This is a genomic window from Ideonella flava (assembly GCF_051857595.1).
Classification (GTDB): Bacteria; Pseudomonadota; Gammaproteobacteria; order Burkholderiales; family Burkholderiaceae_C; genus Ideonella.
In genome coordinates, this window is the sequence record NZ_JBPZHD010000012.1 from 244,965 (window position 1) to 258,534 (window position 13,570).

Genomic DNA, 13,570 nt, shown 5'->3' on the forward strand with positions numbered 1-13,570 from the left:
TTTCAGAAGTGGCTCGCCTGGGCGGCGATGTATTCGGGTGCAAGTCGGCGCGCGAGCTCACGAATCCCAGATCGCGCCATAGGCCGGGATGCCGCGGAGCTCCATCTGCTGGATCACGTCTCGCGTCAGCTTCTGGTTCGCGATGCAGATCACCGCCTCGGCGCCCGACTCGCGCAGCGCCGCCAGTGCCAGGCGAACGAGGTCGGGCTTGCCGCGCGCATCGGTGTCCCAGATCAGCGCGTCGGGCTGCGCGGCCAGGATCTCTTCGACCAGCGCCTCGCCGTAGGTCTTGCGCGGGCTGCGCGTCGACCAGATCAGCTTCATCGGCACGCGCTGCGCGAGCAGGTGCGGCAACACCGGCCCGATGCCGCTGCCGGTGGCCACGTAGACGACCTTCCTGAACAGCGTCTCGATGTTCGCCACGCCTGCCGTCGTGATGCCCTTGACCCAGACGTGCCGCGGTGTCTCGTCGATGAAGCGCCCGGTCCAGTCCCCGGCCCGCGAGATGATGAGCCGAAAGCCCTCTTCGCCGGGCGTGGGGATGTTGGCGAACGAATGCCACTCGATCAGCGGGTGGCGGCTGATGGCGGTCGACGAGCCCGGGAAAGGCGTTTCGCCGTGGTTGAAGCGCACCACCACCGCATGCGATGACGGCTTGACCGTCTCGACACGCACACGCTTGAGCCGCAGCCACGGCAGGGCGATGCTGAAGCAGATGGCGATCAACAACCACGGCGCAGGCGAGGCCCACAAGGCTTCGGTGAAGCCCGTGGCGCCTCGCTGTGCATCGACGAAGAGAAAGGCATGGACCCAGAACAGCGCCAGCGCCGTCCAGCCGCCGAAGCGGTGCACCAGCTCGAACTGGTTGTGCAGGCGGGCCCGAATCTTCGGCAGGGCCATCACGACGATGCCGATCAGCAACGCCACCAACACGACGCTCACGCCGGCGAGTGCCCCCGACACGCCCGGCAGGCCGCGCCACGCGTGGACGAGGACCGTTCCCGTGAACAACGCGAACCACGCGGTGGCTACGGTCGCGCAGCCGCTGTGCAGGCCGCCGAAATGGAACACCTTGGCCAGTTGCCATCGCACGGCCAGCGGCCAGCTCGTCGGCGCCCGCGTGGCCAGCCAGAACAGCAGGTTGACCACGTACTGCTGGCGCACGAGGACCGCGACGGCAAAGTGGGCCAGCACCAGATGGCTCAGGCTTTGCAGCCGGTGCGTGGCATCCCACCACCATCCGTCCTCGGCCAGGCCCGTGCCGAGCAGCCAGAGGTTGAGCCCGATCACCAGGGCCACGAGGCGGTGGTACTGGATCAGCCAGGGGTGAGAGGCGATCCGCCTGAAGGCGCCGGAAAGGCGGGGAGGCCGGCCCTGCAGCGGCGCGCCCAACGCCTGGGCCTGGGTCTGTGGGTCCGTCATGCCGCCACCTCTTTGGCGCGATCCACGGCGAGCAGCGGCGACACGCGCGCCAGCTCCATCAGCGCACGCTTGTCGATCTTTCCGCGGTCGGTCATGGGCAGGCGATCGAGCGCGAACACGGCCATAGGCACGCAGTAGTAGGGCAAGGTGGCCGCGACCAGATCGCGCGCCGCCTCGGCGTCCACCTCCAGCGGCGAGACGAAGGCCACCAGGCCGCGGTCGTCGAACTTCAGCGCGGCGGCTCGCTGGCAGTGGGGCGCGCTCTCGAGCACGCTCGCCACCGAATCGAGCTCGACGCGGAAGCCGCGCACCTTGACCTGGTCGTCGACCCGGCCGAAATGCTCCAGCTCTCCGTCCTCGGTCCAGCGGCCGAGGTCGCGGGTGCGGAACATCCGATGGCCACCGCCGAGGAAGGGGTCTGGCGCATAGCGCTCTGCGTTGAGCGCATCGTTGTGCAGATAGCCCTCGGACACGCACGCACCGCCGGCCCACATCTCGCCGATCTCGCCGATGGCGCAAGGGCGCTTCTGCTCGTCGAGCACGTAGACGGTGTTGTTCGGCGTGGGCGCGCCTATCGTCAGCCGACGCTGCCGCGGCTCGTAGCGCTGCATGGTGTTGACGATGGTCGTCTCGGTCGGGCCACAGGAGTTGTAGAAGGTGCAGAAGCTGCCCCACTGGTCCGCGAGCGCCTGGGGGCAAGGCTCCCCGGCCACGGCCACCGTGCGCACGTTGCGGCACGCATCGGCCTGCAGGGCGCTGAGGATGGTGGGCGTGGCGATCACGATGTCGGCCTGCTGCACCGCCTCGGCGATGCTGGCGCCGCGCATCACCAGCGTCGCCCCGTGGGCGAGGCAGCCGAGGATCTCCCACGCCGCCATGTCGAAGGCGATGGCCAGGATGTGCGAGACCTTCAGGCCCGGCCGCATGCCGAGGCTGCCCGGCTCGGTGAGCAGGATGTTGCACACGTTCCGGTGCGTGACCTGCACGCCGTTGGGCATGCCGGTGGTGCCGGAGGTGAACAGCGTGAAGCAGCCATCGGCGCCGGTGAGCGCACGGTGCGGCCTGAAGCGCTGCGGTGGGGCCATCGCCCCGGCCATCACCTCGTCGATTGCGATGCACACGCCCCCGGGCGGCAGGGGCACCTGCTCGCGCAGGTGGCTCAAGGTGAGGACGACGCGCGTGTCCGCCACCTTCATCACGTGCCGGAGCTGGGGCTCCTTGGCATGCCCGACGTGTTGCGGCACATACGAAGCACCCACCTTCAACACGGCCAGGATCCCCACCACCATGGCGATCGAACGGTGGACGAAAAGGGCCACGCGATCACCGGCGATCACGCCATGCGAGGACAGCAGATGGGCGAGTCGATCGGCCTGCGCGTCGAGCGCCGCATAGCTGAGGTGCTCGCCCATGTGCTCGATGGCGATGGCCTCGGGCCGGGCATCGACCTGCGCCTCGATCGCGTGGTGGATGCAGCGGTGCGGCAGCGCCGCGTTAGGCCCCTGGCCAAAGCTCTCGAAGCGCTGCTGGTCGGCCAGCGACAGCGACGCCATCGCGGTGCGAGAGAAACGCCTCGCGGCCGGCGTCTCTTGCCGGCCCTCCGATGCCGCCGCCACGTCGAGCGCTGGAAGTCGCCTCGCCGACGCGACGCCCGACCAGATGCCGCTTGCGCGTGCTGCGCTTTCGTCCGATGCCGTTCTCATGATCTTCCCCTACGCGTGTTGATCCACGGGCCGGCGCTTCACGCGCAGGCCCACGTCCGACCACGCGTGCCGTCCATGCATCACGCACGGCGACCCGAGTCGTGGTCTTGCGGTAGGTTCAGCTCAGGCGCCGAGCGGTTGCCTGGAACCTAGGGGTTAGCACCCCCTCGTCCGTGCTCGCGGCGAGGGGGTCACGACATGCGTTCGATCAGTGCGAGCCGGTGCGGTGCTGGAAGAAGAAGCGGACCATCTCGGCGCTGGCATCGGGCCCTCGCGGGTCCGTGTACGAGCCTTTCGGCGTGCCACCGGACCACGCATGTCCAGCGCCATGCACCTGCCAATACTCGAGGCGGGTGCGGCCGTCCGGCAGGTGATGGACGTGGCGCGTCGTGGGTCGCTTGCCCGGCTGGTCGATCTTGGCGGCGCTCCCGTGGGTGCCGCCCCTCAGGGCCTGCTCCATCGCCTGGGCGTTGGACGGATGCACGGTGGTGTCGGCATCGCCGTGGAAGATGATGGTCGGCGGCCCTTTGCTGCCGCGAGGCGGGCCGCTGGGGCCGCTGTTCATCGCCGCGAGGGCCGAGGGCAGGTCCTTGGCCACGCCGGCCGCCAGGCCCGAGTGCACGCCGACGGCCGCGAAGAGATCCGGGTGGGTCTGCCCGAGGATGGCTGCCATCGCGCCACCGGCCGACAGGCCGGCCACGTAGACGCGGGTCGGGTCGACCCGGTGCGTGTCCACGACCCGCCTCGTCATCGAAGCCAGGATCGCCGGCTCGCCGCGGTCGCGTTCCTGGTGGGTGTGCTTGAACCAGTTCCAGCAGCGCTGCGGATTGGTCTGCTGCGATTGCTCCGCATACAGGACGTAGAAGCCTTCCCGGCGGGCCACTTCGTTCATCGCCGTGCCGGCGGCGAAGTCGTCCGGGTTCTGGGTGCAGCCGTGCAGCATCACCACCAGCGGCAAGGGCCGCTCGCCGGCCTGTGGCGGCACGTACAGCTTGAAGTCGCGCTGTCCGGCCGCGCAGGAGTGCGTGCCGGCGCCGAAGCTGCCGGGAACATCGTCGAAGACAGGGGCGGTCGGGCGGGGGGCGGCCGGCCGCGGCGGCGGTTCGTCGAGGGTCCGTGCGACCACGTCGATGACCTCGCCTTCGGCGTCCACCGGGGTCAGCGCCAGCGCCGCCTGGATGGCCCGCGTGGCGGCTTGAAGGTCGCCCTGCTGCGTCAAGCGCGTGGCATCCAGCATCAAGTCTCGAAGCGTGGAGTTCAAAGGGTGTCCTTGTAGAAAGTGGATCGGCTCATCGCAGGCGCTGCAGCAAGGCCGCCTTGACGGCAGCACTGGCATGCAGCGCTCCCAGCACGGTGATCGACTTGATCGTCGCCAGGGCCAGGGCGGGCGTGACGTCGGCATCGAAGGAGGCCAGCCCCAGGACACGTATCTCCAGCACCTGCCCGGCGTCCTTCACCGCCTTCAGGTCGGCGGCGCTGTAGTGCTGGATGCCGAGCACCAGCGTCCTGCGGGAGGCCGCGGAGCGAACCACCTCGGAATGGACCGCCAGCTGGTTGCGGATGGCGGTGCGGATGAAGTCGCTGCGGTTGGCATAGAAGCCCTCCTGCACCAGCAGGTCCACCTGCCCCAGGTCTACGCAACCCAGGTTGGTGGTGATCTTCTCGTCGGTGTTCGGGGCGGAGGCGGCGCGGACCGCGTTTCGGGCTGGCATGAGGCCATCATACACTTTCCATCCAAGTGGATGGATCATTAACCGTGAACGTCGACGCGGCGAAGGCTGTTCCCTGCTCGCCTTGGACTGATCCAACGCAAGCCAGCCTCTCGCACGCGGCCTAGAGTGAACGGTCCTCCGTGTCTCCGGGAGCAATCAAATGGCCCCAACTGGACGGCATCTCGCCACCCTCGTCATCGCTTTGGCCGGCGCTGTGGCCACCATGGCCGCCGATGCGGCGACCATTGCCTACTACACCTTCGAGAACGGCGCGTCCGGCGAGGTGGCCCGTGGCAAGGGGAGCATCCTGGACAGTTCCGGCAACGGCCTGAACGGCACGCCCCTGGGCCGGCCCCGATACCGCGCGGTCAGCAATCCCGACAGCACGCTGGCCCTTCATCTCAACGGCAGCACCGCGCACGTCCACGTCCCGGACAGCCCCCTGCTGGCGCTGACGCACAGCCTCACCCTGGAGGCCTATGTCTATCTCAGGGGCCGCAACACCGGCATCGTGGGATCGATCATCGGCCGGGGCGATGACCGCTACGCCTACGATCCCTACTACATCATCGTGAACTTCCTGCAGGGCGGCGTGGTGGAGTTCACCATCGAGAACGAGGATGCCACGGCCTCGCAGGTCTTCTCCCCTGCCGCGCTGCCCGTGAGACAGTGGGTCCACGTGGCCGGGACGCTGGACGACGCCACCGGCTTGCAGTCCCTCTACATCAACGGGGAGCTGGTGGCCTCCAAGTTCACGACGATCCGACCCTTCGCCAAACTGCAGAAAGGGCTACGCCCGGGGCTGAGCATAGGCGGCAGCGGGAACGTCAACGACCCCGACACCTACCTCTTCGGCAGCCTGGACGGCCTGCGCATCTCCGACGTGGCGCTCGACCCGTCGGACTTCCTGCCGCCGCCCTGAACAGCGGGCACCGCGCGGCCGCGAGCCGCGCTTCGCTCACAGCTCCCGCAACGCCGCCGTCACCGGCAGGCTGGCGGCGCGCGTGGCCGGGAACAGGCCGCCGATGAAGCCGATGGCCAGGGCCCACTTGAGGCCCTCCCACAGCAGGCCGGGCGAGACGCTCAGGTTGAAGCTCAGCTTGCCCACCGAGCCGGCGGCCATGGTGGAGGCCTCGAAGCCGTTGAACAGCGCCCAGGCCGCGAGGCCGCCGATGGCACCGCCTATCAAGGCCAGCAACATCGTCTCCAGCATCACCGCCACCACCACTGGCAGGCCGCGGAAGCCGATGGCGCGCAGCGTGGCGATCTCGCGGGCGCGCGAAGCGACCGCCGCGAACATGGTGTTGAGCGCACCGAACACCGCGCCCACGGCCATGATGGCGCCTACCGTGATGCCGATGATGCGCAGCATCTGGGTCATCTTCTCGGATTGCTTGGCGAAGAAGTCCAGCGTGGTGCTGGCGTCGACCCTGAGCTGCGGGTTGGCCGCCAGCGCGTCCTTGAACTCCTTGAAGGCCGCCGGGCTCGTGAGCTTCACGGTGACCGAGTTGCGGCCGCTGCCGCGCCCATAGGCGTCGTTGACCACGGTGGCATCGCCCCACAGCTCCGACTCCATCGCATCGCCCGAGGCGAAGAGGCCCACCACCGTCCACGGCTGGTTGCCGAGCTTGATGGTGGCGCCGACGTTCAGGCCCTCGAACTGGCGTACCGCGCCCTTGCCGACGATCAGCTCGCGCAGCCCCGGCTGGAAGCGCCTGCCCTCGACGATCTTGAGGTGCGGCCGCACGGCAAAGGCCTCTTCGCCGACGCCGCGCACCTGGGCACTGCCCTCCTCGTCGGTCTTGGTGCCCTTGACCGGCAGGTTGGCCGCGACCACCGTCTCGCCCGAGGCGATCGGCTCGCCCTTCTCGCCGCGGGCAACGCCGGCGGCCTGCGAGATCTGGACCACTTCCTCGCGGCCCAGGCCGGAGGCCACTTCGGCCGCCGAGCCCCCGCGCAGCACGATGGCCGTGTCCAGCCCGCCCGAGTTGCGCAGCGTCTGCGCATAGCCCTCGGCCATCGCCAGCAGCGCGACGAGCACCCCCACCACGCCGGCGATGCCGACGACGATCACCGCCGACGAGCCCAGGCGCTGGCTCAGCGTGCTGATGCCCACCGCGGCCACCGAGCGGGCCTGCGCGCCGCCGCGAAAGACGAACAGCCACAGCGCGAGGATCAGCAGCAGCGCCAAGGCGCCCTGCCAGGGCAGCAGCACCCAGGCGACCAGGGCGACGACGGTCAGCAGGAAGAGTCCGAGGTTTTTGAGGAACTTCATTCAAGCTCTCCCGGCGAGCGCGTCGGTGATGTTCAGGCGCATGGCATTGAAGGCCGGCAGCGCGCCCACGACGATGCCGAACAACAGCATCAGCCCCACGCCCATGGCCCAGCTCGCGAGGCCCGCAGCGGGCAGGATGAGCGCGCCGCCGCTGGCCTGGCCGACGGCGGGCCCGATGGCGCTGGCCAGCCCGAGGCCGATGCAGCCGCCCAGCAACAGCAGCAGCATGGACTCGGCGAGCACCATCGCCAGCACGCTCTGGCCCGAGAAGCCCAGCGTCTTGAGCACGGCGATCTCGTTGGTGCGCTCGCGCACCGCCTGCATCATCGTGTTGCCCGACAGCAGCAGCAGCGTGAAGAACACCGCTCCCATGATGGACGTGACGATGAGGTTGATGTCGGCCAGCTGCTTCATCCAGGCGGCCGTGGCGGCCTGCTCTGTCAGCGTGCGGGTCTCGTGGTCGGAGTTGGCCGAGATCGCGTCTATGGCCTTGGCCACGCGGTCGGCCTGGTTCACGTCCTTCACGCGCGTCACGTACCAGCCGGCCTGGCCGCGGTTCCAGGGCGTGGTCTCGTCGAAGTAGTCCCAGCGCAGCAGCAGGATCTGGCTGAACCAGCCGGCCGACTTGGTGTCCGACACGTGGATCAGGCCGACCACCTTGAAGGGCCAGTTCAGGCTGCCGGACTTGTCCGGGAAGATGGTGGACTGCATCGGGATCTGGTCGCCGACCTTCCAGCCGAAGCGCTTCGCCAGCACGTCGCCGACGAGCACGCCCATCTTGGTCTCGGCAAAGGCCTTGCGCCCTTCGGCCGAGACCTCCATCTCGGGGTAGATGTCGAGGTAGTTGGGCGCCACCGCGAAACTGAAGACCTGGTTGTGCGGATCCTGGTAGGCGCCGCCGAACCAGTTGGCGTAGGTGGTGTCCTTGACGCCATCGACCTGCGCGATGCGCGAGCCCAGCGACATGGGCAGCAGCTGGATGAAGCTGAGCTTGGAGCCGGTCTGCAGCCGCGTGGCGCCGTTGGCGCTCTGGCCCGCCTGGTCGAAGCCGACGCGCACGGCATCCAGCAGCCCGAAGAGCAGGAAGGCCGTGATGATGGAGACCAGGGTCAGGAAGGTGCGCAGCTTGCGCCTGAACAGCGCCGCCCACACGAGATGCAGATATTTCATGGCGCTCCCCTTCAGGCCGCGATGGTCTCGGCCTGCTCGACGAGGGTGCCCTTGTCGAGGTGCAGCGTGTGGCTGGCCCGGCTGGCGGCCTTGGGGTCGTGGGTCACCATCACGATGGTCTTGCCGTGCTCGCGGTTGAGCACCTGCAGCAGGGTCAGCACATCCTCGGCCGACTGGCGGTCGAGGTCGCCCGTGGGCTCGTCGCAGACCAGCAGCGTGGGGTCGGAGACGATGGCCCTGGCGATGGACACGCGCTGCTGCTGGCCGCCCGACAGCTCCGTCGGCTTGTGCGTCGTGCGGTCGCCCAGGCCCACCAGTTGCAGCGCGATGGCCGCGCGCTTCTTGCGCTCGGCGGCCGAGAGCCTGGTCAGCAGCAGCGGCAGCTCCACGTTCTTCTGCGCCGACAGCGTGGGCATCAGGTTGTAGAACTGGAACACGAAGCCGACCTTGGCCGCGCGCCACTTGGAAAGCTGGGCGCCGCTGAACCGGTCGATGCGCTCGCCGGCGATGTCGATGGAGCCGCCACTGGGCGCATCCAGCCCGCCGATCAGGTTGAGCAAGGTGGTCTTGCCCGAGCCCGAGGGGCCCATCAGCGCGAGGAAGTCGCCCTGGCCAACGTCGAGGTCGATGTGGTGCAGCACCTCGACCTTCTGCTTGCCGCGGGTGTAGGTCTTGGACAGGTCACGGATCTCGATCAGACGGGTCATTGCATCACTCCATGCTTCGCGTTGCGGTGTTCGCCCCGGGGTCGGCCCGTCGGCGAATTCATTCCTTGCTCACGACGTTGGAACCGTTCTTCAGCTCGGCCGGCGGCGAGACGACGACGGTCTCGCCCGCCTTCAGGCCCTGGGTGACCAGACGGAACTTGCCGACATCGGCGCCCAGCGTGACCGCACGCTGCTGCGCCCGGCCCTCGCTCACCACGAAGACCGCGTTGCCACCCTCGCGCTGCACCAGCGCCTCGGGCGGCAGCAGCACGCCAGGCACTGGCGCGGCCTGTGTCTTGGGCTTGGCCGACAGGAAGCTCACGCGCACGCCCATGTCGGGCACGACACGCTCGTCCTTCTGGTCCAGGGCCACGCGGACCTTGACGGTGGCCTTGCCGCGGTCGGCGCTGGGGATCACGGCCACCACGTGGGCGGGGATCTTCCAGTCGGGATAGGCGTCGAGCACCGCCTCGCAGGGCATGTCGGCCTTGACCTGGGCGATGTAGGCCTCGTTGACATCGACTCCGACCTCCAGCGAATCCATGTCGACGATGGTGCCCACGCCGGAGCGGGTGAAGCCGCCGCCGGCCGAGAACGGAGAAATGATCTCGCCTACCTGCGCGGCACGCGCCGTGACGACGCCGTCGAAGGGGGCGCGCACGGTGGCGTAGTCGAAGTTCACCCTCGCCTGCACGAGCTGGGCCTGCACGGCCTCGGCCTGGCGCTGCCCGGCTTCGAGCTGGGCGGCGGTGGTCCTCACCGCCGTCGCCGTCTGCTCCTGGGTCTGGCGCGTGGTCATGCCCTGGGCGGCCAGCTCGGCCTGGCGGCGGGCGTCGGCCTCGGCCTGGGCCAGCTGCGCGCGCAACTGGCTCACCGTGGCCTGGGCGCTGCGCGCCTGCGCTTCGGCCGCCGCCAGCCCGGCCTTGAGCCCGCTGTCCTCCAGGCGGGCCAGCACCTGGCCCTTCTTGACGCGGAAGCCCTCGTCGATCAGCACCTCGGTCAGCGTGCCGGTGATCTGGGCCGAGACCGTGGCCGAACGGCGCGCCGTCACATAACCCGTGGCCTGCAGCACCGCATCGGCGGAAGGGCCCTGGCCGTTGGCACGCACGGTCACGGTCTGCACGGCGACGGGCCTGTTGCCCGCCAGGGTCCACCAGGCCGCGGCGCCCAGCAGGGCCAGGGCGACCAGGCCGGCCAGCAGGCCCCAGAGCCATTTCGGCGGCCCGCCGTCGTGATCCTCGCGCTGCGCACCGTCGATGCGCAACTCCTTCAGCAGTCCGGTGTCGATGTTGGGCTCCCTGCTAACGAGGCCTCGAGAACCAGGCCGGGTCGGCGCCTTCTCGCGGGCAAAGTCCGGCAAGGGTGGTCATGCCGGAGCGGGCGGATCGTAGCAGGGGTCAGACCGGATGCACCGGCCTTTCATCCCCATGAACGCGGGGTCAGCCCGCCGTCTCGCCGCGCCCTCGCCCGGCCAGCAGCATCACGGCCAGCACCGTCACCTCGAGCGGCAGCAGCATCCACTGGCCTCGCCCGGTGGAGGCCGTCGTCAGGGCCTCCAGCAGCGTGCCGGCGAGCGGCAGTGGCAGCAGCACCAGCCGCCAGCGAAACGTGGCCAGCGGAACGACGGCGAGGCTCGCCGCGATCGCCGGTGCAGGCATCAGGCCGATGACCTCCGCCCGCCAGGGTCTGCCGCCCTCGGAGATGGACAACCAGGGGATCACCAGCAGCGCGAAGGCGAACAGCGCGAGGGCGCAGATGCGGACGCCCTTGGACGTGACGCGACGCAGTGCGCCCGGCCATGCACCGGCGACGGCCAGCAGCAGCGCCTGCAGCGCGAAGCCGCCGGCCATCCAGCCCGCCGCCCAGTGCAGTTCGGCATAGCACTGCGGCAGCCACCACGCGGCCACCGAGGCGCACGCCAGCGCCGCCGCGATGGCAACAGCGCGCGCACCGAGCCCGGGCCTCTTCCAGAGCAGCACCAGCACCAACAACCCCAGCGCCAGCAGCATCGGCTGCGCCGGCCAGGCCTCGCGCATGCAGCGCTCGACGAGCCGGTCATGGGCCCGCGCGGAAAAGATCTGCGCATCGGCGAGCTCGTACGTCCACCACTGGGGCATCGCTCACAACGCCTGCAGGTGCGCCGCGATGCGCCGGCGCAGGGCCTCGTCGGGCAGCGGGCCCCGCGCGGTGGCGAGGTTCTCTCGAACATGCGCGACCTGCGTCGTCGCCGGGATCACGCAGGTCACCGCCGGATGACCGAGGATGAACTTCAGCAGCAGCTGCGCCCAGCTTCTCGCCCCCGCCTCGGCCGCCCACGCCGGCAAGGGCCGCCGCTGCAGTCGCCGAGTCAGCTCGCCCTGCCGGAACGGGCGGTTGACGATCACCGCGATGCCGCGATCGGCGGCCAGCGGGAGCAGGCGCTGCTCGGCTTCGCGATCGAGCGGGTTGTAGGTGAACTGAACGAAGTCCAGCGGCTGCGTGCGCATCAGCTGCTCCATCTCTTCATGCCGACGGCCTTCGGAAGTCGTGATGCCGACGTGCCCGACGCGGCCCTCGGCCTTCATGCGCAGCAGCATCGGCAGATGGGCCTGCCAGTTCAGCAGGTTGTGGACCTGCAGCAGGGCAAACCGCGGCACGCCCCAGAGCCTGCGCGAGTTCTCGGCCTGGGCAGCGCCCTCGGCGCCTTCGCTCGTCCACACCTTGTCGGCGGCGAACACCTGCGAGGCCGAGTTCAGCGTGCGCAGCGCCTGGCCGATGACCTCCTGCGACGAGCCATACATCGGCGACGAATCGATCACCCGGCCGCCGCCTTGGAGAAAGGCTTGGACGACCCGCGTGCACTCCTCGCGCAGCTGCGCGTCGCGGCCGACATTGAAGGTGATCCAGCTGCCCAGGCCCACGATCGGGAGGGCCTGCCGCGACGTCGGGATGAGGCGAGTCGTCACCGGTGATTCGACCGACTGCCCGGCCAGCTCCGGCGCTGCCGTGCCCACAGCCAGGGCGGCGATGAATCGGCGGCGCGGCATCGGGTCGTGCGGCATGGCGGCAAGCCTAGCGAGCCGGCCGATCACACCTCGGCGTGATGGGCATTGGCGGCGATACTGGCCCGATGACTGCCTGGCTGCTCGCCTACGTCGCCACCGGCGCCTTCGTCGGCTTTCTCGCCGGCCTGCTGGGCATAGGCGGCGGCATGACGATGGTGCCGATGCTGGCCGCCATGTTCACCGCACAGCAGTTCGCGCCCAGCCACACCGTGCACCTGGCGCTGGGCACCGGCATGGCCTCGATCATGTTCACGTCCACCGCCAGCGTGCGCGCGCACCATCAGCTCGGCGGGGTCGACTGGGCGCTGGTGCGTCGCATGGGGCCGGGCATGGTCGTCGGCACCTTGCTGGCCACGGCACTGTCGGGCTGGGTGCCCCAGCGCGCCCTCGCGCTGGCCTTCGCGGCCGTCGTGTACGCGGGCGCGACGCAGATCCTGCTCGGCCGCAAGCCCTCCGCCGGGCGCACCCTGCCGAGGCCGGGCGCGCTGCTGGCGATCGGCGTGCTGATCGGCGTGGTGTGCGGGCTCGTCTCGGCCGGCGGGGCGTTCATGACCGTGCCCTTCATGCTCTTCTGCGGCGTGGCCATGACCACCGCCATCGGCACCGGCGCCGCGCTGGGCATGCCGGTGGCCGTGGTGGGCACGGCCGGCTACGTGTTCAGCGGCTGGCAGGTGGCGGACCTGCCAGCGATGTCGCTGGGCTTCGTCTACGTGCCGGCGCTGCTGGGCATAGTCGCCGGCAGCGTGCTCACCGCGCCGCTGGGCGCACGTGCCGCGCACCGGCTGCCGGTGCCCGTGCTGCGTCGCATCTTCGCCGCCCTTCTGTACGTGCTGGCGACCAAGATGCTCTGGACCTATCTCTGACCCCACGGGGACTTTCGATGCACATCGCCATCCTCACCTTCGAAGGCTTCAACGAGCTGGATTCGTTCATCGCGCTCGGCATCCTGAACCGCGTGAAGAAGCCGGACTGGCGCGTCAGCCTGTGCTGCCCGGCGCCCGAGGTCACCTCGATGAACGGCGTCACCGTGCGGGCCCAGTCGACCCTCGAAGAAGCCTCGTCGGCCGATGCGGTCATCGTGGGCAGCGGCATGAAGACGCGGGAGATCGTCCGCGACCCCGAGCTCATGGCACGCGTGGCCCTGCAGCCGGGGCGCCAGCTCATCGGCGCGCAATGCTCGGGCACGCTCGTGCTGGCGCGGCTCGGCCTGTTGGGCGACGTGCCCGCCTGCACCGACCTGACCACCAAGCCCTGGGTGCAGGAAGCCGGCGTGGAGGTGCTGAACCAGCCGTTCTTCGCGCGAGGCGATGTCGCCACGGCCGGCGGGTGCCTCGCCTCGGCGTACCTGGCCGCGTGGGTCATCGCCCGAAGTCAAGGGCGCGAAGCAGCCGCGGCAGCGCTGCACTACGTCGCCCCGGTGGGCGAGAAGGACGCCTACGTGGCCCAGGCCATCGGCAACATCACCCCGTTCCTTCCTGGCTGAGCCCGGCGAGTTCCATGCCACCTGGGTCAAAAGGGGAATCCCTCGTCCCGCACT

At 69.6% G+C, this 13,570-nt stretch carries 13 protein-coding genes; 3 read left to right on the forward strand and 10 right to left on the reverse strand.

Going from position 1 to position 13,570, the window contains the following annotated elements; all coding sequences use genetic code 11:
- Window positions 1–57: 57 nt before the first annotated feature.
- From ACS5PM_RS25520 to ACS5PM_RS25535, 4 genes are all read right to left on the reverse strand, one after another.
- Window positions 58–1,422, reverse strand: coding sequence for an FNR domain-containing protein (locus tag ACS5PM_RS25520; protein WP_439390614.1), 1,365 nt, complete (start codon window positions 1,420–1,422; stop codon window positions 58–60).
- On the reverse strand, window positions 1,419–3,125 hold the full coding sequence (locus ACS5PM_RS25525) for an amino acid adenylation domain-containing protein (RefSeq protein ID WP_439390615.1): 1,707 nt from the start codon (window positions 3,123–3,125) through the stop codon (window positions 1,419–1,421). Before ACS5PM_RS25525 ends, ACS5PM_RS25520 begins: the two co-directional genes overlap by 4 nt.
- Before the next feature lie 208 nt (window positions 3,126–3,333).
- Window positions 3,334–4,386, reverse strand: a complete 1,053-nt coding sequence (locus ACS5PM_RS25530; protein WP_439390616.1) for an extracellular catalytic domain type 1 short-chain-length polyhydroxyalkanoate depolymerase — start codon at window positions 4,384–4,386, stop codon at window positions 3,334–3,336.
- A gap of 28 nt (window positions 4,387–4,414) precedes the next feature.
- A complete protein-coding gene (locus ACS5PM_RS25535; protein WP_439390618.1) occupies window positions 4,415–4,837 on the reverse strand; it encodes a ribbon-helix-helix domain-containing protein in 423 nt (140 codons plus the stop codon).
- Window positions 4,838–4,997: 160 nt separating this feature from the next.
- Between ACS5PM_RS25535 and ACS5PM_RS25540 the strand changes: the two genes are divergently transcribed.
- Complete coding sequence (locus ACS5PM_RS25540) at window positions 4,998–5,759, forward strand: LamG domain-containing protein (RefSeq protein WP_439390619.1); 762 nt, start codon at window positions 4,998–5,000, stop codon at window positions 5,757–5,759.
- Window positions 5,760–5,795: 36 nt separating this feature from the next.
- Here the strand turns inward: ACS5PM_RS25540 and ACS5PM_RS25545 are convergent, their stop codons facing one another.
- The 6 genes from ACS5PM_RS25545 to ACS5PM_RS25570 all read right to left on the reverse strand — a co-directional run bounded on the left by ACS5PM_RS25545 (window position 5,796) and on the right by ACS5PM_RS25570 (window position 12,030).
- Entirely contained in the window at window positions 5,796–7,112 is a 1,317-nt protein-coding gene (locus tag ACS5PM_RS25545; protein ID WP_439390620.1) for an ABC transporter permease, read from the reverse strand.
- Window positions 7,113–8,282: an ABC transporter permease gene (locus tag ACS5PM_RS25550; RefSeq protein ID WP_439390622.1), complete on the reverse strand. Its 1,170-nt coding sequence runs from the start codon at window positions 8,280–8,282 to the stop codon at window positions 7,113–7,115.
- An 11-nt stretch (window positions 8,283–8,293) separates the two neighbouring features.
- Window positions 8,294–8,989 carry an ABC transporter ATP-binding protein gene (locus ACS5PM_RS25555; protein WP_439390623.1) on the reverse strand — a complete coding sequence of 232 codons (696 nt, stop codon included), beginning with the start codon at window positions 8,987–8,989 and terminating at the stop codon, window positions 8,294–8,296.
- 58 nt (window positions 8,990–9,047) lie between these two features.
- Entirely contained in the window at window positions 9,048–10,253 is a 1,206-nt protein-coding gene (locus ACS5PM_RS25560) for an efflux RND transporter periplasmic adaptor subunit (RefSeq protein ID WP_439390624.1), read from the reverse strand.
- A gap of 175 nt (window positions 10,254–10,428) precedes the next feature.
- Window positions 10,429–11,106, reverse strand: coding sequence for a hypothetical protein (locus tag ACS5PM_RS25565; RefSeq protein WP_439390626.1), 678 nt, complete (start codon window positions 11,104–11,106; stop codon window positions 10,429–10,431).
- A gap of 3 nt (window positions 11,107–11,109) precedes the next feature.
- The gene (locus ACS5PM_RS25570; protein WP_439390627.1) at window positions 11,110–12,030 is read right to left on the reverse strand and encodes an aldo/keto reductase; all 921 of its coding nucleotides are present in this window, start codon (window positions 12,028–12,030) and stop codon (window positions 11,110–11,112) included.
- Between the two features lie 68 nt (window positions 12,031–12,098).
- Between ACS5PM_RS25570 and ACS5PM_RS25575 the strand changes: the two genes are divergently transcribed.
- Together ACS5PM_RS25575 and ACS5PM_RS25580 are read left to right on the forward strand one after the other, a co-directional pair.
- The gene (locus ACS5PM_RS25575) at window positions 12,099–12,896 is read left to right on the forward strand and encodes a sulfite exporter TauE/SafE family protein (RefSeq protein ID WP_439390629.1); all 798 of its coding nucleotides are present in this window, start codon (window positions 12,099–12,101) and stop codon (window positions 12,894–12,896) included.
- Between the two features lie 17 nt (window positions 12,897–12,913).
- Window positions 12,914–13,516 carry a DJ-1/PfpI family protein gene (locus tag ACS5PM_RS25580; protein ID WP_439390631.1) on the forward strand — a complete coding sequence of 201 codons (603 nt, stop codon included), beginning with the start codon at window positions 12,914–12,916 and terminating at the stop codon, window positions 13,514–13,516.
- Window positions 13,517–13,570: the final 54 nt, after the last annotated feature.

Bases quoted from the DNA above. Each gene is read 5' to 3' on its own strand.
- ACS5PM_RS25520 (WP_439390614.1), bottom strand. From the start codon at position 1,422: ATGACGGACCCACAGACCCAGGCCCAGGCGTTGGGCGCGCCGCTGCAG.
- ACS5PM_RS25525 (WP_439390615.1), bottom strand. From the start codon at position 3,125: ATGAGAACGGCATCGGACGAAAGCGCAGCACGCGCAAGCGGCATCTGG.
- ACS5PM_RS25535 (WP_439390618.1), bottom strand. From the start codon at position 4,837: ATGCCAGCCCGAAACGCGGTCCGCGCCGCCTCCGCCCCGAACACCGAC.
- ACS5PM_RS25540 (WP_439390619.1), top strand. From the start codon at position 4,998: ATGGCCCCAACTGGACGGCATCTCGCCACCCTCGTCATCGCTTTGGCC.
- ACS5PM_RS25545 (WP_439390620.1), bottom strand. From the start codon at position 7,112: ATGAAGTTCCTCAAAAACCTCGGACTCTTCCTGCTGACCGTCGTCGCC.
- ACS5PM_RS25550 (WP_439390622.1), bottom strand. From the start codon at position 8,282: ATGAAATATCTGCATCTCGTGTGGGCGGCGCTGTTCAGGCGCAAGCTG.
- ACS5PM_RS25555 (WP_439390623.1), bottom strand. From the start codon at position 8,989: ATGACCCGTCTGATCGAGATCCGTGACCTGTCCAAGACCTACACCCGC.
- ACS5PM_RS25565 (WP_439390626.1), bottom strand. From the start codon at position 11,106: ATGCCCCAGTGGTGGACGTACGAGCTCGCCGATGCGCAGATCTTTTCC.
- ACS5PM_RS25570 (WP_439390627.1), bottom strand. From the start codon at position 12,030: ATGCCGCACGACCCGATGCCGCGCCGCCGATTCATCGCCGCCCTGGCT.
- ACS5PM_RS25575 (WP_439390629.1), top strand. From the start codon at position 12,099: ATGACTGCCTGGCTGCTCGCCTACGTCGCCACCGGCGCCTTCGTCGGC.
- ACS5PM_RS25580 (WP_439390631.1), top strand. From the start codon at position 12,914: ATGCACATCGCCATCCTCACCTTCGAAGGCTTCAACGAGCTGGATTCG.